Genomic DNA, 21331 nt, shown 5'->3' on the forward strand with positions numbered 1-21331 from the left:
GGACCTATGTCGGACGATCTCACCAAGACGATCTTCGGGCGGCTGTCGCTCGAGAGCTTCCCGATCCACGAGCCGATCCTGGTCGCGACCTTCGCGATGGTGGCGCTCGGCGGGGTCGCGCTGCTCGGGGCGCTGACCTATTTCCGCCTGTGGGGCTATCTCTGGAAGGAGTGGTTCACCAGCGTCGATCACAAGAAGATCGGCATCATGTACATCGTGCTCGCGCTCGTCATGCTGCTGCGCGGCTTCGCCGACGCGCTGATGATGCGCGCGCAGCAGGCGATGGCGTTCGGTGGCAACGAGGGCTTCCTGCCGGCCCACCATTATGACCAGGTGTTCACCGCGCACGGCGTGATCATGATCTTCTTCGTGGCGATGCCGTTCGTCACCGGGCTGATGAACTTCGTCGTCCCGCTGCAGATCGGCGCGCGCGACGTCAGCTTCCCCTTCCTGAACAATTTCAGTTTCTGGATGACGGTCAGCGGGGCGGTCATCGTGATGATGAGCCTGTTCGTCGGCGAGTTCGCGCGCACCGGCTGGCTGGCGATGGCGCCGCTGTCGGGGATCGACTATTCGCCCGATGTCGGCGTCGATTATTACGTCTGGGCGCTCCAGATCGCGGGCGTCGGCACGCTGCTCTCGGGCGTCAACCTGCTGGCCACCATCATCAAGATGCGCGCCCCCGGCATGGGCCTGATGCAGATGCCGATCTTCACCTGGTCGGCGCTGGTGACCAACGTGCTGATCGTCGCCGCCTTTCCGGTGCTGACCGCGGTGCTGGCGATGCTGAGCCTCGACCGCTACATCGGGACCAATTTCTTCACCAACACCGGTGGAGGCAATCCCATGATGTACACCAACATGATCTGGATCTGGGGCCATCCGGAGGTATACATCCTGATCCTGCCCGCGTTCGGCGTCTTCTCCGAGGTGGTCTCCACCTTCTCGGGCAAGCGGCTGTTCGGCTACACGTCGATGGTCTACGCGCTGATCGTCATCTGCATCCTGTCGTACCTGGTGTGGCTGCACCATTTCTTCACGATGGGCTCGGGCGCGAGCGTCAACAGCTTCTTCGGCATCACGACGATGATCATCTCGATCCCGACGGGAGCGAAGATCTTCAACTGGATGTTCACGATGTACCGCGGGCGCATCCGTTTCGAGCTGCCGATGATGTGGGCGGTCGCCTTCATGCTGACCTTCGTGGTCGGCGGCATGACGGGCGTGATGCTGGCGGTGCCCCCCGCCGACTTCCAGTTCCACAACTCGCTGTTCCTGGTGGCGCACTTCCACAACGTGATCATCGGCGGCGTGCTGTTCGGCATGTTCGCGGGGGTGAACTACTGGTGGCCCAAGGCCTTCGGCTTCAAGCTGGACAAGTTCTGGGGCACGGTCAGCTTCTGGTGCTGGGTGGTCGGCTTCTGGGTCGCGTTCACGCCGCTGTACGTGCTCGGGCTGATGGGCGTGACGCGGCGGCTGCGCGTGTTCGACGACCCGAGCCTGCAGATCTGGTTCGTGGTCGCCGCCATGGGCGCGCTGATCATCGCCGCCGGGATCGGTGCGATGCTGATGCAATTCTACGTCAGCATCCGCGACCGCGAGAAGCTGCGCGACGTCACCGGCGACCCGTGGAACGGCCGCACGCTGGAGTGGGCGACGTCGTCGCCGCCGCCGGCGTACAATTTCGCCTTCTCGCCGGTGATCCACGACCTCGACGCGTGGCATGACATGAAGCAGCGCAAGGCCGAGCGGCCGACCGAGGGTTTCCGCGCGATCCACATGCCCAAGAACACGGGCGCGGGGATCATCCTGGCCGGGCTGTCGACCGTCTTCGGCGTCGCCATGATCTGGTACGTCTGGTGGCTCGCCGCGCTCGCCTTCGTCGCGCTGCTCGCGGTCGCGATCGGCCACACCTTCAACTATGACCGCGACTTCCACATCCCCGCCGAGGATGTCGTGCGGAACGAGGACGCGCGCACGCGCGCGCTCCAGAGCGCGGGGGTCTGAGACACATGAGCACGATGACGCAGACCCCGCCCGGCGCGGAGACCCCGGTCTTCTACGACCTGGACGAGCACGAGCACCCGCCGGGGCACAGCACCATGCTGGGCTTCTGGCTCTACCTGATGAGCGACTGCCTCATCTTCGCGATGCTGTTCGCGGCCTATGGCGTGTACGGCGGCAGCTACGCGGGCGGGCCGACCGCGCGCGAGCTGTTCGAGCTGCCGCTGGTCGCGGTGAACACGACGATGCTGCTGCTGTCGTCGATCACCTACGGCTTCGCGATGATCAGCGCCGACGAGCGCAAGCAGGGCGCGGTGCTCGGCTGGCTGGCGGTGACCGCGCTGTTCGGCGCCGCCTTCCTGGCGATCGAGCTCTACGAGTTCAGCAACCTGATCCACGAGGGCGCGGGGCCGCAGCGCTCGGCCTTCCTGTCGTCCTTCTTCACCCTGGTGGGGACGCACGGGCTGCACGTCACCTTCGGCCTGGTCTGGCTGGGGACGCTGATGGTGCAGGTGTCGCGTCGCGGGCTGGTCGACGCCAACCTGCGCCGGCTGCAGTGCCTGTCGCTGTTCTGGCACTTCCTCGACGTCATCTGGATCGGCGTCTTCACCTTCGTCTACCTGCTGGGAGTGCTGCGCTGATGAGCGCCGAGACGCATCACGGCCACGCGGCCGACCACGCGCACGGCCACGACCACGACGACCCGCACGGCGGCGCCGCGCATGGCTCGCGCAAGGGCTATTGGATCGGCTTCCTGCTCTCGGTGCTGCTCACCGCGCCCGCCTTCGCGCTGGTGATGAGCGGCGTCATCGCCGACCCGCGGCTCACCGCGGGCATCGTGATGGCACTCGCGATGGTGCAGATCGTGGTCCACATGATCTACTTCCTGCACATGAACACCAAGTCCGAGGCGGGCTGGACGATGTTGGCGCTGATCTTCACCGCGATCATCGTGTTCATCGTCATCTCGGGCTCTTTGTGGGTCATGTATCACATGAACCTCAACATGATGCCGCAGATGCAGGCGGAGATGTCGAGCGCGGGCATGTGACTCGGCGACACGCCTTCCTGGCGCTGGCGGTGCTCGGCACCGCGCTGCTCGCCGGGCTGGGCGTGTGGCAGCTCGAGCGGCGGGCGTGGAAGCTCGCGCTGATCGACCGGGTCGAGCGCCGCCTCGCCGCGCCGCCGGTCGCGGCACCGCCGCGCGCGACGTGGCGGCGGATCGATGACCGTTCCGCCTACCTGCGCGTCCGAGCGAGCGGCCGCTGGCGCGCTGCGGCGCCGGTGTTCGTCCAGGCGGTGACCGACCTCGGCGGCGGCTATTGGGTGATCGCCCCGCTCGACACGCCCGGCGGCACGATCCTGGTCAACCGCGGCTTCGTGCCGCTCGGCGACCGCGCCGCGATCCGCGCGCCGACCGGCGGCACGATTGTCACCGGCCTGCTGCGGGTGACCGAGCCCGAGGGCGCCTTCCTCCGTGACAACGACCCCGCCGCCGACCGCTGGTACTCGCGCGATACCGCGGCGATCGCGCGCGCGCGCCGGCTGGGCGCGGTCGCGCCCTATTTCATCGACGCCGACGCGGGCGCGGCGGCGGGATGGCCGCGCGGCGGGATGACCGTCGTCCGCTTCCGCAACACGCACCTGATCTACGCGCTGACCTGGTTCGCGCTCGCGGCGATGATGGCCTATCTCGCTTATCGCATCGCGCGCACGCCGCGGGCCGCGTGAGCGCCCCTCCCGTGCTCCCGCGGGCGCAGCGAGGCGGTGGGGCGTGGACGCGAGGGCATTCAGCTCGCCCCCGAAACCCTTTACACTGAACCGCATGCCGCACCTCGCCAACATGCTCGGGCCGCTCGCGCGCGGCGGGCCCGGGGGACGCAACGTCCGCCTGCTCGCGCTGCTGCGCTGGCTGGCGGCGGCGGGGCAGCTCGCGACGATCCTGCTAGTCCATTTCGTCGTCGGCGTGCACCTGCCGCTGGTGCCGATGCTCGGCGCGCTCGCGGTGCTGGTCGCGCTCAACGTCGCGGTCAACCAGGTGGTCGAGCGGCGCCCGATCACCAACGCGGCACTGTTCGCCACGCTGCTGGTCGACGTCGCCTGCCTCACGACTCAACTGTATCTCAGCGGCGGGGTGAGCAATCCCTTCGTCACGCTGTTCCTGCTCCAGGTCGTGATCGCGGCGCTGCTGCTGCGCGGCTGGACGAGCTGGGCGATGGTGGTGATCACCAGCACGCTCTTCGCCTGGCTTGCCTGGGCCGCGCCGCCCTTCCCGCTGCCGCGTTTCTGGGCGTCCGAGCTCTCGATCCCCTATGTCGCGGCGAGCTGGTTCAACTTCACGCTCACCGCGACGCTGCTGGCACTATTCGTGACGCGCATCGTCCGCAACGTCTCCGAGCATGATGCACGGCTCGCCGCGCTGCGCCAGCGCGCCGCGGAGGAGGAGCATATCGTCCGCATGGGGCTGCTCGCCAGCGGGGCGGCGCACGAGCTCGGCACGCCGCTCAGCTCGATCGCGGTGATGCTGGGCGACTGGCGGCGCGAGCCCGCGATCGCGCGCTCGCCCGCGCTGCTCGCCGACCTCGACGACATGCGCGCCGAGGTGACCCGCTGCAAGGACATCCTCGGCCAGGTGCTGCTCGCCTCGGGCGAGGTGCGCGGCAACGCGCCGGTGCGCACCACCCTGCGCACCTTCCTGGCGGGGATCGTCGACTCGTGGAACGAGAGCAAGGGGCCGACCGCCGCCTATGAGCATCTGATGACGAGCGACCCGCGCATCGTCGCGGACAAGGCGCTGGCGCAGACGATCACCAACCTGCTCGACAATGCGGTCGAGGCGGGCGCCAAGACGATCACCCTCTGCGCCTGGTGGGACGGGGATCGCCTGGTACTCGCGGTGCGCGACGACGGCGCGGGCTTCCCGCAGTCGATCCTCGACGGGCTCGGCAAGCCCTATCTCAGCACCAAGGCGCGGCGCGGCGCCGGGCTGGGACTGTTCCTCGCGGTCAACGTGCTGCGGACGCTCGGCGGGACGGTGTCCGCGCGCAACCGCGAGCGTGGCGGCAGCGAGGTGACGCTGACGCTGCCGCTCGCCGCGATCTCGATCCCGGAGGAGGCACCATGAGCGCGCGTCGGCTGCTGATCATCGAGGACGACGCGGTGTTCGCGCGGACGCTCGCGCGCTCGTTCGAGCGCCGCGGCTATCAGGTGCGCGCGATCACCGACCCGCAGGAGCTGGACGCCGCCACCGTCGAGCTGAGGCCCGACCATGCGGTGGTCGACCTGCGGCTCGGCAGCGCCTCGGGGCTGACCTGCGTCGAGCGGCTGCACGCGATCGACCCGGCGATGCGGATCGTCGTGCTCACCGGCTTCGCCAGCATCGCCACCGCGGTCGAGGCGGTGAAGCTGGGTGCGACCAACTATCTGTCCAAACCGGCGAACTCGGACGATATTGAGGCCGCCTTCCAGGCCTCGGGCGAGGGCGACGCCTCGGTCGAGCTGGTCGCGCATCCCACCTCGCTGCGCACGCTGGAGTGGGAGCATATCCACCAGACGCTGGCGGACTGCGGCTTCAACGTCTCGGAGGCGGCGCGGCGGCTCGGCATGCACCGGCGCACGCTGGCGCGGAAGCTGGGCAAACGGCATCTGTGAGGCAAGGAGCGTTTGATACCGCCCCGGGCGAACGCCGCGGCCCAGGTGGGTGACGCTAGAGAGCCTCACGGCGACCTTCCCACCTGGACCCCGGCCTTCGCCGGGGTGGAATGATCGCTATATGCGAAACCGCGCCTACGCCCCGAACCGCACCTTCGCGCCCGCGTAGAAGTAGCGTCCGAGCGAGGCGATCGGCTGGTCGACCGAGTCGACCGACGGCCGCTGGTTCGCCAGGTTGTTGACTCCCGCGTAGAAGCCGACGCCCTCGTCGGCCGCCACCTGCACCTGGACGTCGTGCTGCCACAGCTCCTTGTAGCGGAGCAGCGACTCGGGCGCGTAATCGGGGTTGTTGTCGGTCGTCAGCTTGGCGAAGCGGCGCGTACCATCGGCCCAGCGCAGGTTGTAGCTCAGCGTCACCTCGCCCAATGTCCACGTCGGCGAGAAGACGAGATTGTATTTAGGCCGGTTGAACTGATCGACCTGATCCTCGACCTGCGCCCCCGGCGTCGCGATCTGCTCGAGCTTGTTCAGATAGCCGCCGACGAAGCGGATATCGAACGTGCCGGCCGAGGCGGTGCGCAATACGTAGCTGATATTGAGGTCGAGCCCCGCGGTGGCGAAGCGCGCCACGTTCTGCGGCTGGACGGTATAACCGTTGATGTAGCCCGTCCCCTGCCGCCGCCGGATCGCGGCGCAATAGACGTTGTCGAGCGTCGGCTGGTCGACGCACAGGTTGGCGATGGTATTGGCATCGGCGATGCTGATCGCGTCGTCCAGGCGGATGTCGTACCAGTCGGCCGAGATGGTCAGCCCCGGCAGGAAACGCGGGCGCAGCACCGTGCCCGCGGTCCAGGTCCGCGCGGTCTCCTCCTTCAGCCCCGGGTTGCCGCTCCGCGCGCCGTTGATCAGCGACGCCGCGTCGGGGTTGTTCGCCGCGGTGAACGTCGCCGGGTCGGCGCCCAGCCCGCTCACCAACGCCACGCAATTGGCCGCGCGCGTCGAGGTGCCAGCGTTGCGGTTCTCGACGTAGCAGGGGTCGGAGAAGAAGTTGTTGGTCGGGCCTACGGGGGCGAACAGCTCGCCGATGTTGGGAGCGCGCACCGCCTGACTGTAGCTGCCGCGGAAGCTGATGTCGCGCACCGGCGCCCAGATGCCGTTGAACTGATAGGCCTTGGTGCTGCCGATCGTGGAATAGTCCGAATAGCGCCCGGCCGCGCCGACCGACAGCGTCTCGAAGAAAGGCCGGTCGCGCAGCAGCGGCACGTCGACCTCGCCGAACACCTCCCACACGTCGAAGGCGCCGCGCGACGGCGAGATCACGAAGGTCGGGTCGAACTTGTTGCCCTCGTCATACTGGTACCATTGCTCGCCGGTGAGGAAGCTGTTGGGATCGAAGCGGCTGGTCTCGCGCCGATACTCGCCGCCCAGCGCGAATTTCACGGGGCCGCCGGGCAGCGCGAACAGCGCGCCGAAGTCGCCCGTCAGCGCCGCACTCGCGACCGACTGGGTCACGCGCGCGCTGCTCACATTATTGTTGGTCGCCCAGGCCAGCGCCGCGGGGTCGGTGACGTTGACCCCGAAGGTATTGATCGGGAGGCAGCCGCTGTTCGGCCCCGGCGTGAAGCTGACCGTCGGCACCTGCACCGCGGCGGGGTTGAGGTTGGAGCGGCAGGTCGGGCGCCCGGTGGAGGGATCGGTCACCACGTCCAGCGCGGCGTAATAGCGGTCCTCCCAGCGATCGTTGAGCTTGGTGATGCGCACGTCGGTTTGGCCGTAGGTGTAGGACACGTCGTAGCGCGCGTGGTCGCTCACCGCCCCGGTCGCCGCGATCACGCCGCGCCAAGTACGGCGGCGGTCGCTCTCCCCCAGTCGCGGGAAATCGGTGTTGTTGCGGTTGGACGAGATCACGCGCTGCGCGTTGGCCAGCGCGGCGTCGCGCAGGTTGGTCGGCAGGAACGGGTTATCCAGCGTGAAGTCGCCGGTGTAATTGCCGGTGAAGCCGCCGAAGGTGGTGGCGGTCGACTGGACGAACTTGCCCTCCAGGCTGAGCTGGAACGCGTCCGAGAAGTCATAGTGCGTCAGCAGGTTCACCGCATGGCGCTCGGTCTTCGGCAGCAGGTCGCCGACATAGCCCGCCACCGAGGTGGCGCTGCCGCCGCTGACGAAGCCGCCGCCCACGTCGGTGCCGGGATCGTAGAGCGAGCCGTCGCCGTTGTAGAGCGTGCCGCCGATGTCGATCACGCCCGCGGGCGAGCCGCCGGGGTAGCGCAGGTCGCCCGCGAGGACCTGCTGATAGGTGCCCGAGCCGGGACCGGCATAAGCGGGGTTGGAGACGGTGTAGAGGCGGTTCTGGCGGCGCAGGAACGAGCGATCGTCGTTCTGCAGCGGGTCGTCCGCGTTATACTCGTAGTAAGCGGTGACGTTGCCGCGCCCGCCGGCAAAGTTCTTGCCCGCCATCAGCGAGGCGAAGCGGTTGCCCGCGTCGCCCTGCTCGGAGATGCCGAACTGGGTGCGTCCCGCGACGCCGTCGAAGTCGCGCTTGAGGATGAAATTGACCACGCCCGACACGCCGTCGGCGCCATACACCGCCGAGGCGCCCCCGGTGAGCACGTCGACCCGCTCGATCAGGTCGGTCGGCAGCGCGTTGATGTCGACCGCGGCGGTGTCGATCTGCCCCGAGACGTGGCGCCGCCCGTTGACCAGCACGAGCGTGCGCGCCGAGCCGAGCCCGCGCAGGCTCAGCAGGTTGAGCCCCGCCGCGCCGTACAGCTGGTTGTCGGGCCGGTTCGGGCCGGCGCTGTCGGCATTGTCGAGCGAGGTGGTCAGCGCGGGCACGCGCTGGAGGAAGGTGGTGACGTTGGTGTTGCCCGATTGCTGGATCCGGTCGCTGTCGAACGACACGATCGGGTTGGGCGCCTCATAGTCGGGGCGGGCGATGCGCGAGCCGGTGACGACGACGTCCTCGCTCGCGCCCGCGCCCGTCGTGTCGGCGGTCGTGTCCGGCGCCGCGTCGGCGGGCGCGGTGGACTGGGCCCAGGCCGGCGCGGCGACGACACAGGCGAGCGCGCCCGCGAGCAACACGGCTCGCGGCGAGAGGTGAGACGGCATCCTTGTTCCCCCTTCGGATCGTGCCGGCCCCTGCTCACCGGCTTCTTCTTTCCGTCCACAACGTCGTCCGGACCGAAAAGTTTCGAATTGTTACCAACCTAAGGCAACCTACTTCCAAGCAAGACGTTGATCTCGCGTGACATACGGGGGGAAGCTCGCGCGTGCCGCGGGTTGGTCCCGGCGCTCGGTGATCGCGGCGCTATCGACCGCCGCGGTCGGTGGCTGCGCCGCCCGCCGCTCCCCCGACGCGGTCACCCTGTGGGCGATGAGTTACGAGGGCGACTATTCGCCGATGCTCATGCCCAGCTTCACGCGGGCGACCGGGCTGCCGGTCGAGGTTCAGACACTGCCCTGGACCGCCGCGCATGAGAAACTGCTCACCGCCCAGGCGGGCGGTTCGCTGCCCGACGTGCTGATGCTGCCCGACGGCTGGGTCGGCGAGTTCGCGATGGTCGGCGCGCTCGCCCCGGTGAGCGACCCCGCCCTGCTCACCGGACTGTTCCCCGGGGTCACCGCGGCGACCGGCGCAGACGGCCGCGCCTATGCGGTACCCTGGTCGGTCGCGCCGCAGGTGCAATATTACCGCCGCGACCTGCTCGAGCGCGCCGGCTATGCCGCCCCGCCGGAAGACTGGGACTCGTGGCGCCGCATGGGGCAGCGATTGAAGGCACGCGCCCCCGACGACTATGCCTTCCTGATGCTGCTTAACTGGTGGGACACGCTCTTCACCTTCGCCGGCCAGACCGGCGCGCGCCCGCTGCGCGAGCGCGACACCCGCGGCAATTTCCGCGACCCGCGCTTCCGCGACGCGCTCGGCTTCTACGTCTCGCTGTTCCGCGAGCGGCTCGCCCCGCCGGCGCTCTCGACCGAGGTGCAGGACCCGGTGGCCGCCTTCGCGCAGGGCTATTTCGCGGTCTTTCCCTATGGCCCCACGCTGACGCTCGACCTGCACCGCCGCGCCGCCGAGATCCCCCCCGCGCTGTGGAGCACCGCGCGCATGCCAGGCCCGGGTGGCCCCGGCCGCGTGTCGGGCATCGCGGCGAGCCTGTGCGTGTCGGCGCGCTCGCAACGGCCCGCCGCGGCCTGGGCGCTGGTGCGCCACCTCACCTCGCCCGCGAGCGAGCTGACCTATCAGCGGATGATCGGCACCCTGCCCGCGCGCGCCGCCGCCTGGGAGACGCCGCAGCTGCGCCAGCCCGCGCTCGCCGCCTTCGCCGAGCAGATGCGCGAGCCCACGCGCGAGCCGATGATCGTCGAGTGGGAACGGATCCGGATCGAGGTCCAACTGATCGCCGAGCGGGTCGTGCGCGGCCAGATCGGCATCGACGCCGCGCTCGTCGCGATGGACGACAGCGTCGACCGGCTGCTCGCCAAGCGCCGCGCGCTGGTCGAGGCGGGGCAGCTGCTATGACGCGGCAGGAGCGCACCGCCTGGGCGTTCGTGCTGCCGGTGCTCGCGATCATCCTGTTCGTCTTCGCGCTGCCGACGCTGCTCGCGCTGGCGCTGAGCGTCACCGATTACTCGATCTACGCGCTCGCCGACTGGGGCGCGCTGCGCTTCGTCGGGCTCGGCAACTTCACCGACCTGCTGACCACGCCCTTGTTCTGGCGCGCGCTCGGCAACACCGCGCTGTTCGCGCTGCTCGGCGTGCCGATGGCGATCGGCACCTCGCTGGCGGCGGCGCTGCTGCTCCACGACGCCAGCGTGCGGTGGACGCCGCTGTGGCGCGTGCTGCTGTTCGCACCCTATGTCACCAGCGTGGTGGCGACCGCGGTGGTGTGGCGCTTCCTGCTCAACACGCGCTTCGGCCTGCTCAACCGCGCGCTCGGCTGGTTCGGCGTGCCGCCGGTCGACTGGCTCGGCGACCCGCACGCCTCGATCCCCGCCATCCTGCTGTTCGTCACGTGGAAGATCTTCGGCTACAACATGATCGTCTTCACCGCCGCGCTCGCCGCGGTGCCGCATGACCTGATGGAGGCGGCGCGACTCGACGGCGCGTCGCGCTGGACGCGCTTCCGCCACGTCACGCTGCCCGCGATCGGGCCGACCCTGCTGCTCGCCGCGGTGATGAGCGTCGCGGGCTTCCTCCAGATCTTCGCCGAGCCCTATGTCATGACGCTCGGCGGCCCGGCGCAGAGCACGACGACCGTGCTGTATTTCATGTTCGACGAGGGGTTCAAATGGTGGAACCTCGGCCAGGCCTCGGCGGTGGCGTTCATCCTCTTCCTGATGATCCTCGCGCTCACCTTCGTGCAGGCGCGGATCGGACGGCGCTACGAGTGGCTATGACCCGACGCCGCTGGCGCGCGATCGCCACCAACGCCGCGGTCGCGGCGGCGACGCTGCTCACCGCGGCGCCTCTGGTGTGGATGGTGCTCGTCTCGTTCATGCCGCGCGGCGAGTCGAGCCGCTTCCCGCCGCGACTGTGGCCGTCGCGCTGGTCGTGGGAGAATTATCACGAGCTGCTCGCGCGCCGGCTGATCGACGGCGCCTGGTTCGACTATCGGATCGTCCCCGCGCTGTGGAACAGCCTGGCGGTGGCGGCGCTGTCGACGCTGCTGGGGCTGCTGCTGACCGTGCCGGCGGGCTACGCCTTCGCCAAGCTGCGCTTCCGCGGGCGCGAGCGGCTGCTCCAGCTGCTGGTCGCCGCGCTGGTCGTGCCAGGTCAGGTCGCGATGCTGCCGCTGTTCCTGATCTTCAAGGAGCTCGGGCTGGTGAACAGCTATGCCGGGGTGATCCTGCCCTCGCTCGCGGGTATCTTCGCGATCCTGTTCGTGCGCCAGGCGGCCTTGTCGATCCCCGACGAGATGCTCGACGCGGCGCGGCTCGACGGCGCGAGCGAGCGGCGCATCTTCGCGCAGATCGTGCTGCCGCTGCTCGCGCCGATCACGGTGACGCTGGCGCTGTTCATGTTCCTGGGCAGTTGGAACGACTTCCTCTGGCCGCTGATCGTGCTGGCGGACCAGCATCTGTACACCTTGCCGGTCGCGGTCGCGGCGATCTCGCGCGAGCATGCCGCCGACGGCGAGCTGATGATGGCGGCCGCGGTGGTGACGACGCTGCCGGTGCTGATCCTCTTCGTGCCGCTCCAGCGCTATTATATCAGCGGACTACTCGGCGGCAGCGTCAAGGGCTGAGGCGGGGCGTGGATAGGCGCGGCCGTCGCGGTCGAACAGGTGCGCCGCCTCGGGCGCGACCGCGAAGCGCAGCCGTTCGCCCAGCGTCACCGCGCGATCGCCGGGCAGCTGCGCCACCACCGCGGGCTGATCGCCGACGGTGCCGAGATGCGCGAAGGAGAGCGGGCCGAGCCGCTCGAACAGCTCGACCGCGCCGGTGAAGGCACCGTCGTCGGCGGGATGCAGGTTCTCGGGGCGGACGCCGAGCGTCGCCGCGTCGCCGATCGCCGCGCGCGGCACCGCGACCGCGACGCGCAGCTCGGCGCCGTCGGCCAGTCGCACCGTCGCGCCGTCCCCGTCGGCCGCGGCGATCGTCACCGCCAGCAGGTTCATCCCCGGCGAGCCGATCGCGGCGGCCACCTCCAGCGTCGCGGGCTCGGCGTACAGCTCGAGCGGCGGCGCGACCTGCTCGACGCGACCGGCACTCATCACCACGATGCGGTTGGCGAGCGTCATCGCCTCGAGCTGGTCGTGGGTGACGTAGATCATCGTGCTGCCGAGCTGCTGGTGCAGCCGCGCGAACTCGTGGCGCATCTTCACCCGCAGCGCGGTGTCGAGGTTGGAGAGCGGCTCGTCGAGCAGCAGCACCTTGGGCCGGCGCACGATCGCGCGCGCGATCGAGACGCGCTGGCGCTGCCCGCCCGACAGCGCCTTCGGCCGGCGCGCGAGCAGCGGCATCAGGTCGAGCGCGTCGGCCACCTCCTCGACGCGGCGGCGCACCTCGGCCTTGGCGAGCCGCGCCACCTTCAGCGGGAAGGCGATGTTCTCGTAGACGGTGAGATGGGGGTAAAGCGCGTAGGACTGGAACACCATCGCCAGCTCGCGGTCGGCCGGTGCCGCGTCGGTGACGTCGCGCCCGCCGATCAGCACGCGCCCGGCGCTCGGCTCCTCCAGCCCGGCGATGAGGCGGAGCAGGGTCGACTTGCCGCAGCCCGAGGGGCCGACGATCACCACGAACTCGCCGTCGGCGATCTTGAGATCGGTGGGGCGGAGCACGTCGCTCGCGCCGAAGCGCTTCGCTAGCCCCTGGATGTCGACGCTGGCCACGGCGGCGACTGTTGCTGGATAACGGCGCGGTGACAAGGGGGTGGGCGGGCTACACCGATCCTCCCCGCTCGCGGGGAGGGGGACCAGCCGAAGGCTGGTGGAGGGGGGCTTCCGCGGGCGGTAGCGTCAGCGGAGAGCCCCCTCCACCACCGCGCTGCGCGCGGCGGTCCCCCTCCCCGTTCCGGGGAGGATCTAGAGGAGATCAGTCGCGCTTCCGACAGCGGCGTCGCCGCCCCTCACAGCCGCCGGTGCTTGCCGCCGTAGCGCTGGCCGATGTAGCTCCCGATCCGCGCCATCTCATGCGCCGCGGCGGTGGTCGCCTCGGCGCAGCACGGCATCGGGTCGCGCTCGGCCTGCGCCGCGCGCGTGGCGACGCGCTCGCACAGTGTCTCGATGTCGGCGCGCGACAGCAGGTTCTTCTCGCGCATCAGGCACAGCAGCGACTGGAGGATGACGATGCTCTCGTCACCGGCACGCTCGTTCGACAGCATCACCCTCTCCTCTCTCATTTTGAGGAGAGAGTACGCCGAATCCCTACCTTGGCAAGCAGAGGTTCGCGGCTCAGCGCAGCCCCCCGCCCAGCGAGCGGTACAGCTCCACCAGGTTGCTCGCGCGGGTCAGCCGCGTGGTCACCAGCTGCTGCTGCGCCGAATAAGCGGTACGCTGCGCGTCGAGCGAGGTCAGGAACGAATCCACCCCGGCGCGGTAGCGGGCGTCGGACAGCCGCGCGGCGACGCCGGCGGCCTGGGCCCGCGCGGTCTGGGCCGACACCTGCTCCTCGATCGTGCCGCGCTGCGCCAGCGCGTCGGCCACCTCGCGGAAGGCGGTCTGGATCGAGCGCTCGTAGGTCGCCACCGCGGCCTGCTGCGAGGCCTTGGCATAGTCGAGGTTGCCCGCGTTGCGGCCGCCGTCGAACAGCGGCAGCCCGACCGAGGGCGAGCCGGTGTAGGTGAAGCTGCCGCCGCCGAAGAGGCCGGAGAGCGCGGTCGAGATCGTCCCGATCGTCGCGGTCAGCGAGATCCGCGGGAAGAAGGCCGCGCGCGCCGCGCCGATATTGGCGTTCTGCGCGATCAGTTGGTGCTCGGCCTGGAGCACGTCGGGGCGTCGCAGCAGCACCTCGGACGAGACGTCGCCGGGCAGCGCGTCGCGCGTCAGCGGCGTGTCGTCCAGCCCGGTCGGCAGCTGCTCGGCGGGCACGGTGGTGCCGACCAGCAGGTTGAGCGCGTTCTGGTCCTGCGCGACGCGCGTGGTGAGCGCGGCGATGTCGTTGCGCGCGGCCTGGTAGTTGGTCTCCGCCTGGCGCGCCTCCAGCTCGGAGGCGACGCCGATGCGGAACTGCGCGCTGGTGAGCCGCACCGTCTCCTCGAAGGTCTTGAGCGTCTGGCGGCTGAGCCGCAGCTGCTCCTGGTCCGAGGCGAGCGTCAGCCAGGCGGTGGCGATCTCGGCGATCAGGCTGATCCGGGTGGAACGCTGCGCCTCCTCCGACGCGAAATACTGCTCCAGCGCGGCGCGGCTGAGGTTGCGCACGCGCCCGAACAGGTCGAGCTCGAAGGCGGAGAAGCCGGCGTTGACCGAGTAGAACTCGACGTTCGACGAGCTGCTGCCGACTCCGGCGCCCGCCCCCACGCCGGTGCCACCGCCGGTGCCCGTCCCAGCACCGCTGCCGGTCCCCGTGCCCGTCCCAGTCCCGGTCCCAGTCCCCGTCCCGGCGCCCGCGCCGGCGGTCGCCCCGGTCGCGCCGAAGAGGTTGTTGGTATAGGTCGCCGAGCCCGAGACGGTGGTGCTCGGCACCAGGTCGGCGCGCTGGACACGATATTGCGCGCGCGCCTGGAGCACGTTGGCCGCGGCGACGCGCAGGTCGCGGTTGTTGGCGAGCCCGGTCTCGACCACGCCGCGAAGGCGCTGGTCGAGGAAGAAGTCGCGCCAGCCGATCTGGCTGACATCGGCGGCGTCGCTCGCCGCGGCGGGATAGACCCCGCCCTGCGGCAGCGCGGCGGGGACTGCGCCGCCGGGGCGCTCATACTTGGGCGCCAGGTTGCAGCCGGCGAGCGTGCTGGACAGCGCCAGCGCGGCGAGGATCGCGGAACGAGTCACGTCAGGCTCCCTCGGGGCGCGGCGCCCCGGGATGATGGTCGGGGGCGACGTCGTCCGCCCGGCGGTCGGCGTCGTCGGTCCGGTCAGGCGTCGCCGCGTGACCGCCGTGACCGAACAGCCGCAGCACGACGACGAAGAACATCGGCACGAAGAAGATCGCCAGCACCGTCGCGGACAGCATGCCGCCCACCACCGCGCGACCGATCGCGTTCTGGCCGCCCGCGCCGGCACCGGTCGACACCGCCAGCGGCATCACGCCGAAGACGAAGGCGAGGCTGGTCATCAGGATCGGGCGGAGGCGCAGCTTGGCCGCCTCCACCGCGGCGTCGAAGGAGTTCATCCCCTCCGCCATCCGCTCCTCGGCGAACTCGACGATCAGGATCGCGTTCTTGGCGGACACGCCGATCGTGGTGATCAGGCCGACCTGGAGGTAGATGTCCTTGTTCAGCCCGGTCAGCCACGCCGCGAGCACCGCGCCGATGATGCCCAGCGGCACCACCAGCAGCACCGAGATCGGCACCGACCAGCTCTCGTACAGCGCGGCGAGGCAGAGGAAGACGATCAGCAGCGACAGTCCGTAGAGCGCCGGCGCCTGCCCACCCGACAGCCGCTCCTCGTAGGAGAGGCCGGTCCACTCCAGCGTCGTGCCCGGGGGCAGCTTGGCGTGGATCTCCTGCAACGCCTCCATGGCGGCGCCGGTGCTCTGCCCCGGTCCGGGCGAGCCCTGCAGCTGCATCGCCGGCTGCCCGTTGTAGCGGGTCAGCGAGACCGGCGCGTTGGCCCATTCCAGCGTCGAGAAGGCGGTGAAGGGCGCCATCTGGCCGTTGGCCCCGCGGACGTACAGCTCGCCGACGTCGTCGGGCGCCATGCGATACGGCCCGTCGTTCTGGACATACACGCGCTTCACGCGACCGCGGTCGATGAAGTCGTTGATGTAGCCGCCGCCCCACGCGGTCGAGATGGTGGTGTTGACGTCGGCCAGGTCGAGCCCGAGCGCGCGCGCCTTGTCCTCGTCGATCTTCACCTTGAGCTGCGGCGCGTCCTCCAGGCTGAGCGGGCGCACCTGCGCGAGCCGCGGGTCCTGCGCCGCCATGCCGAGCATCATGTTGCGGATCTGCGTCAGCTTCTCATGCCCGACGCCGCCGGTATCGACCAGCTGGACGTCGAAGCCCGTCGCGTTGCCGAGCTCCTGCACCGCGGGCGGGATCAGCGCGAAGATCAGCCCATCCTTGTACTGCGAGAACGCCCCCATCGCGCGGCCGACGATCGCCTGGGCGCGATTGTCGCCGCCCGAGCGCTCCTCCCACGGCTTCAGGTTGACGAAGACGAGACCGGTGTTCTGGCCCTGGCCGGCGAAGCTGAAGCCGTTGATCGTGAAGACGCCCTGGACGTTCTTCGCCTCCTGCTTGAGGAAGTGATCGCGGGTCAGCGCCAGCCCCTTGTCCGTGCGCGCGGTGCTCGCGCCCGCCGGGCCCTGCACCAGCGCCAGCACGAAGCCCTGGTCCTCGTCGGGCAGGAAGCCCGAGGGCAGCCGGATGAAGACCAGCGCCATGCCCGCGACGATCAGGAGATAGACCAGCAGCGAGCGCTTCCAGTGGCGCGCGGTGCTCTTCACCCCGCCCTCGTAGCGGTGCTGCGCGCGATCGAACGTCTTGTTGAACCAGCGGAAGAAGCGCGCCAGCGGGCCGTTGCCCTCCTTCTTGTCCGGGTCGTGCGGCTTCAGGATCGTCGCGCACAGCGCGGGCGTCAGGATCAGCGCGACCAGCACCGAGAGCACCATCGCCGAGACGATCGTGATCGAGAACTGGCGGTAGATCACGCCGGTCGAGCCGCCGAAGAAGGCCATCGGCAGGAACACCGCCGACAGCACCATGCCGATGCCGACCAGCGCGCTGCTGATCTCGTCCATCGACTTGCGCGCGGCTTCCTTGGGCGAGAGGTGTTCCGTGACGATCAGGCGCTCGACGTTCTCGACCACGACGATCGCGTCGTCGACGAGCAGGCCGATCGCCAGCACCATGCCGAACAGGGTCAGCGTGTTGATCGTGAAACCGGCCAGCGCCATCACCGCGAAGGTGCCGAGCAGCACCACCGGCACCGCGATCGTCGGGATCAGCGTCGCGCGCCAGTTCTGCAGGAACAGGAACATGACGAGGAACACGAGCACCACCGCCTCGATCAGCGTGTGGATCACCTGCTCCACCGACAGCCGCACGAAGGGCGTGATGTCGTAGGGGTAGATCACCTTCACGTCGGCCGGCAGCGTCTTGCCGATCTCGGCGACGCGCGCCTTGAGCAGGTCGACCGTGTCGAGCGCGTTCGCCCCCGCCGCCAGGCGGACGCCGAAGCCCGATGCCGGCTTGCCGTTATACTGCACGTCGAAGCCGTAGTTCTCGGCCCCGATCTCGACCCGCGCGACGTCGCGCAGCCGCACCACCGATCCGTCGGTGCTGGTCTTCAGCCGGATGTTGCCGAACTGCTCGGGCGTCTGGAGCCGCGACTGCACCGAGACGGTCGCGTTGAGCATCTGCTCCTTGGGCGCGGGTTGCGCGCCGATCTGCCCGGCGGAGACCTGCGCGTTCTGCGCCTGCACCGCGGACGTCACGTCGCCGACCGTCAGCGCGTAATTGTTGAGCTTGAGCGGGTCGAGCCAGATGCGCATCGCATATTGCGACCCGAACACCTGGAGCTCGCCGACGCCGTTGATGCGGCTGACCGGGTCCTGGAACTTGGAGACGACCATGTCGGCCAGGTCGTTGTTGCTGTGCGACCCGTCGGTGGAGACGAGCCCGACGACCGCGAGGAAGCTCGCCGCCGACTTCGTCACCTGGATGCCCTGGCGCTGCACTTCCTGCGGCAGCAGCGGGGTGGCCGCCTGCAGCTTGTTCTGGACCTGCACCTGCGCGATGTCGGGATCGGTACCCTGCTCGAAGGTCAGCGTGATCGTGACCACGCCCGCCGAGGAGGAGGAGGACGAGAAATAGCGCAGATTATCGATGCCGCGCAGCTGCTGCTCGATGATCTGCGTGGTCGTGCGCTCGAGCGTCTCCGCGTCGGCGCCCGGGTAATTGGCGGTGATCGCGACCGCGGGCGGTGCGATCTCGGGGAATTGGGCGATCGGCAGGCTGCGGATCGCGATGACCCCCGCCAGCATCAGCGCCAAGGCGATGACCCACGCGAAGATGGGCCGGTCGATGAAGAAGCGCGACATGCGGCGTTACTTTCCTTCGGGCTGCTGGCCCTGCGGCTGCTGCCCCTGTGCGGCCCCGGGCTGCGCGGGTGCCGCGTTCGGATTGTACGGCACGGCCTTCACCGGCATGCCCGGGCGCAGCATCATCGCGCCCTCCACCACCACCTTGTCGCCCGGCTTGAGTCCGGCGGTGACCAGCCAATTCTCGCCGATCGTGCGCGGCGCGGTGAGCGAGCGCGGCTGGAGTTTGCCGTCGGGGCCGACGACCAGCACGCTCGGGTTGCCCTTCTCGTCGCGCGTCACCGCGCGCTGCGGCACCAGCAGCGCGTTGGCCTGCGTGCCCTCGACCAGCTCGGCGCGGACGTACATGCCCGGCAGCAGCAGCCCGCGCGGGTTGGGGAAGAGCGCGCGGATCGTCTGCGTGCCCGTATTGGGGTCGACGCTGACGTCGGCGAACTGGAGCTTGCCCGCGATCGGGTAGACCGAGCCGTCCTCCAGCCGCAGCTGCACGCGCGCGGCACCGCCGCCGCGCGACAGGTCGCCCGCGGCGATCTGCTGGCGCAGCCGCAGCAGGTCGCCGCTAGACTGGCTGACGTCGACGTAGATCGGGTCGAGCCGCTGGATCGTGGTCAGCGCGTTGGTCTGCCCCGAGCTGACCAGCGCGCCGGTCGTGACGACCGAGCGCCCGATCCGCCCCGAGATCGGCGCGCGGATGGTGGTGCGCGCGAGATCGATCTGCGCGGTGCGCAGCGCGGCCTGCTGCGCCGCCACGTCGGCGCGCGCCTGCTCGGCGGAGGTCACCGCATTCTCATAGTCCTGCCGCGCGATGGCGTTGATCTTGACGAGCTCGCCGTAGCGCCGCTGCAGCGCCGCGCTGGAGGCGATCGCGGCGCGCGCGCGCGCCAGCGCGGCACGGGCGTTGGCCACCTGCGCCTGATAGGGCTGCGGGTCGACGCGGTAGAGCGCCTGGCCCTTCTTCACCTGATCGCCCTCGGTGAACAGCCGCGCGGTGACCAGCCCGTTGACCTGCGGGCGGACCTCCGATGTCTCGTACGCGCTGGTACGACCGGGCAGCACCGTCGTCAGCGTGACCGACTCGGACTGCACCGTCACTACGCCCACCTGCGGCGGCCCCGCCGGGCCCTGCTGCTGCGCGCCGCCCTGGGCCGCGCCCTGCTCGTTGCCGCCTCCGCCACCGCTGCACGCAGCGAGCGGAACCATCACCAGCGCCGCGAGCGCCAACCCCTGTTTTGCCATGGACTTCTCGTCGAATGTGTGTGAGTGATCACTCACTCACGAATGCTGCTACTGCGAAGAGAGCAGATCGTCAAGACGGGTAAGCACATGATCGAAGATGGCCACGCGGTGCCCGAACCGCGGGATCGTAACGCCAAGGCCAACGCGCGACGCGCCAAGATCGTTCAGGCCGCGCGGGAACTTTTCGCCGAGAACGGGTTCCACGGCACCGGGATGGCGCGCATCTCCGAGCGCTCGGGCGTGCTGGTCGGGCAGATCTACCGCGACTTCGCCAACAAGGAGGCGATCGTCGCCGAGCTCGCCGAGCAGGACCTCGCCGAGTTCCTCGGCGGCGACGAGCTGTGCCGCGGCGGCTGCATGCCGGACCGCGCCGCGGTGCGGATCTGGATCGAGCGGTTCATCACCTGCGCCGACATGCCCGACGAGCGGCTCGTCTCCGAGATCATCGCCGAGACGACCCGCAACCCGCGCTTGGCCGCGATCTTCCGATCGGTCGACGAGCGCCTGCGCGAGCGGCTGATCCAGGCGCTTGGCGCGATCGTGCCGCAGGCGAGCGCGGCCGAGCCGCTGCGCTGTCTCGCCGAGTCGATCCTGGTCGTCTCGGGCGGCATCTTCCAGCGCCGCGTCGTCAAGAAGCAGGAGACGCCGCCCGCCGTGCTGGCGCTGCTGATGGACTTCGTCGACCGCGAGCTCGACCGTCTCACCGCGCTCGGCTGAGCACCGCCGTCTACGACCCCGAGGCGGTTGCGGCGCCGCCCGGCCCGCGGCTAAATGTCCGAGGAATAACAGAGGGGTTCGTGTTTGTTATCGAAGCCGACCAAGCTCGCTGACCTGGCGGTGCTGGCGGGCGTGTCGACCGCCACCGTGTCGCGCGCGCTGTCGGGCCACCCGTCGGTGAGCAAGGCCACGCAGGCGCGCATCCAGGCGCTCGCGCGCGAGCACGACGTCCGCCCCAACCAGCTCGCGCGCAACCTGCGGCTGCGCAGCACCGGCGCGATCGGGCTGGCGATGCCGCTGGGGCACGCGCGCACGCAGCACCTCACCGATCCCTTCTTCCTCTCGCTGCTCGGCTATATCGCCGATCTGCTGGTCGACCGCGGCTATGACGTGCTGCTGTCGCGCGTGCTGCCCGAGAACGGCGACTGGCTCGACCGGCTGGTCGACGCCGGGCGCGTCGACGGGCTGCTGCTGATCGGCCAGTCCGACCAATATGAGACGATCGAGCGCGTGGCCGCGCGCTACGGGCCGCTGGTCGCCTGGGGCGTGCATCGCGACGGGCAGCGCCATCTCGCGATCGGCTCGGACAATGTCGCGGGCGGACGGCTCGCCGCGGAGCATCTGCTCGAGCGCGGTCGCCGTCGCCTGCTCTTCGTCGGCGACCCCGCCCCGCCCGAGTTCGCCGACCGGCTCGCCGGCTTCGCCGCGGCCGCGCGCGGCGCCGGGGTGCGCGCCGAGGTGCTCGCCACCGCGATGGACCCGGACCGGGTCCATGCCGCGATGCGGACCCGGCTCGCCGTCGGCACGCTGCCCGACGCGATCTTCGCCGCCTCCGACGTCGCCGCGATGAGCGTCCTGCGCGCGGTGAGCGAGGCCGGGCTCGACGCACCGCGCGAGGTGGCGGTGATCGGCTATGACGACGTGACCCTCGCGGCGCATACCTCACCGCCGCTGACGACGGTCCGTCAGGATCTCGCGCGCGGCGCCGCGCTGATGGTCGAGCGGCTGCTGGCGCGAATCGCGGGTCAGGCAGCCGAGCATGCGGTGATCGCGCCCGAGCTGGTGGTGCGCGCCTCGACCTGAGCAT

At 69.9% G+C, this 21331-nt stretch carries 17 protein-coding genes; 11 read left to right on the top strand and 6 right to left on the bottom strand.

Features of this window, described 5'->3' with window-relative positions; translation table 11 throughout:
* The first annotated feature begins 6 nt into the window (after nucleotides 1-6).
* The 6 genes from cyoB to KZ813_RS05360 all read left to right on the top strand — a co-directional run bounded on the left by cyoB (nucleotide 7) and on the right by KZ813_RS05360 (nucleotide 5655).
* Nucleotides 7-2007, top strand: coding sequence for a cytochrome o ubiquinol oxidase subunit I (gene cyoB, locus KZ813_RS05335; RefSeq protein WP_219753939.1), 2001 nt, complete (start codon nucleotides 7-9; stop codon nucleotides 2005-2007).
* 5 nt (nucleotides 2008-2012) lie between these two features.
* Nucleotides 2013-2645: a cytochrome o ubiquinol oxidase subunit III gene (gene cyoC, locus KZ813_RS05340; RefSeq protein ID WP_219753940.1), complete on the top strand. Its 633-nt coding sequence runs from the start codon at nucleotides 2013-2015 to the stop codon at nucleotides 2643-2645.
* A complete protein-coding gene (gene cyoD, locus KZ813_RS05345; RefSeq protein ID WP_219753941.1) occupies nucleotides 2645-3055 on the top strand; it encodes a cytochrome o ubiquinol oxidase subunit IV in 411 nt (136 codons plus the stop codon). Before cyoC ends, cyoD begins: the two co-directional genes overlap by 1 nt.
* Nucleotides 3052-3735: an SURF1 family protein gene (locus KZ813_RS05350; RefSeq protein WP_219753942.1), complete on the top strand. Its 684-nt coding sequence runs from the start codon at nucleotides 3052-3054 to the stop codon at nucleotides 3733-3735. Before cyoD ends, KZ813_RS05350 begins: the two co-directional genes overlap by 4 nt.
* 94 nt (nucleotides 3736-3829) lie before the next feature.
* On the top strand, nucleotides 3830-5128 hold the full coding sequence (locus KZ813_RS05355; protein ID WP_258046446.1) for an ATP-binding protein: 1299 nt from the start codon (nucleotides 3830-3832) through the stop codon (nucleotides 5126-5128).
* Entirely contained in the window at nucleotides 5125-5655 is a 531-nt protein-coding gene (locus KZ813_RS05360) for a response regulator transcription factor (protein ID WP_219753943.1), read from the top strand. The genes KZ813_RS05355 and KZ813_RS05360 overlap by 4 nt, the downstream gene beginning before the upstream one ends.
* A gap of 135 nt (nucleotides 5656-5790) precedes the next feature.
* Here the strand turns inward: KZ813_RS05360 and KZ813_RS05365 are convergent, their stop codons facing one another.
* Nucleotides 5791-8763, bottom strand: coding sequence for a TonB-dependent receptor plug domain-containing protein (locus KZ813_RS05365; RefSeq protein ID WP_219753944.1), 2973 nt, complete (start codon nucleotides 8761-8763; stop codon nucleotides 5791-5793).
* A 136-nt stretch (nucleotides 8764-8899) separates the two neighbouring features.
* Between KZ813_RS05365 and KZ813_RS05370 the strand changes: the two genes are divergently transcribed.
* The 3 genes from KZ813_RS05370 to KZ813_RS05380 are packed head-to-tail and all read left to right on the top strand — an operon-like array spanning nucleotide 8900 to nucleotide 11900.
* A complete protein-coding gene (locus KZ813_RS05370; protein WP_219753945.1) occupies nucleotides 8900-10174 on the top strand; it encodes an extracellular solute-binding protein in 1275 nt (424 codons plus the stop codon).
* Complete coding sequence (locus KZ813_RS05375; RefSeq protein WP_219753946.1) at nucleotides 10171-11052, top strand: carbohydrate ABC transporter permease; 882 nt, start codon at nucleotides 10171-10173, stop codon at nucleotides 11050-11052. The genes KZ813_RS05370 and KZ813_RS05375 overlap by 4 nt, the downstream gene beginning before the upstream one ends.
* Nucleotides 11049-11900 (top strand): carbohydrate ABC transporter permease, encoded by an 852-nt coding sequence (locus tag KZ813_RS05380; RefSeq protein ID WP_258046447.1) that lies wholly within the window; start codon nucleotides 11049-11051, stop codon nucleotides 11898-11900. Before KZ813_RS05375 ends, KZ813_RS05380 begins: the two co-directional genes overlap by 4 nt.
* Here KZ813_RS05380 and KZ813_RS20340 read toward each other — a convergent pair.
* The 5 genes from KZ813_RS20340 to KZ813_RS05405 form a co-directional block, all read right to left on the bottom strand.
* Complete coding sequence (locus tag KZ813_RS20340; RefSeq protein ID WP_219753947.1) at nucleotides 11874-12986, bottom strand: ABC transporter ATP-binding protein; 1113 nt, start codon at nucleotides 12984-12986, stop codon at nucleotides 11874-11876. The genes KZ813_RS05380 and KZ813_RS20340 overlap by 27 nt on opposite strands.
* Nucleotides 12987-13222: 236 nt before the next feature.
* A complete protein-coding gene (locus KZ813_RS05390) occupies nucleotides 13223-13477 on the bottom strand; it encodes a hypothetical protein (protein WP_219753948.1) in 255 nt (84 codons plus the stop codon).
* Between the two features lie 70 nt (nucleotides 13478-13547).
* Nucleotides 13548-15080, bottom strand: a complete 1533-nt coding sequence (locus KZ813_RS05395) for an efflux transporter outer membrane subunit (protein ID WP_308461790.1) — start codon at nucleotides 15078-15080, stop codon at nucleotides 13548-13550.
* 1 nt (nucleotide 15081) lies between these two features.
* Nucleotides 15082-18291, bottom strand: a complete 3210-nt coding sequence (locus KZ813_RS05400; protein ID WP_219753949.1) for an efflux RND transporter permease subunit — start codon at nucleotides 18289-18291, stop codon at nucleotides 15082-15084.
* Nucleotides 18292-18297: 6 nt separating this feature from the next.
* Entirely contained in the window at nucleotides 18298-19527 is a 1230-nt protein-coding gene (locus KZ813_RS05405; RefSeq protein WP_219753950.1) for an efflux RND transporter periplasmic adaptor subunit, read from the bottom strand.
* Nucleotides 19528-19569: 42 nt separating this feature from the next.
* On the opposite strand from KZ813_RS05405, the gene KZ813_RS05410 reads away from it, so the two are divergent.
* Nucleotides 19570-20244, top strand: a complete 675-nt coding sequence (locus tag KZ813_RS05410; RefSeq protein ID WP_219753951.1) for a TetR/AcrR family transcriptional regulator — start codon at nucleotides 19570-19572, stop codon at nucleotides 20242-20244.
* Nucleotides 20245-20328: 84 nt separating this feature from the next.
* Entirely contained in the window at nucleotides 20329-21327 is a 999-nt protein-coding gene (locus KZ813_RS05415; RefSeq protein ID WP_219753952.1) for a LacI family DNA-binding transcriptional regulator, read from the top strand.
* The last annotated feature ends 4 nt before the right edge of the window (nucleotides 21328-21331 follow it).

The organism is Sphingomonas folli (assembly GCF_019429525.1).
Classification (GTDB): Bacteria; Pseudomonadota; Alphaproteobacteria; order Sphingomonadales; family Sphingomonadaceae; genus Sphingomonas; species Sphingomonas folii.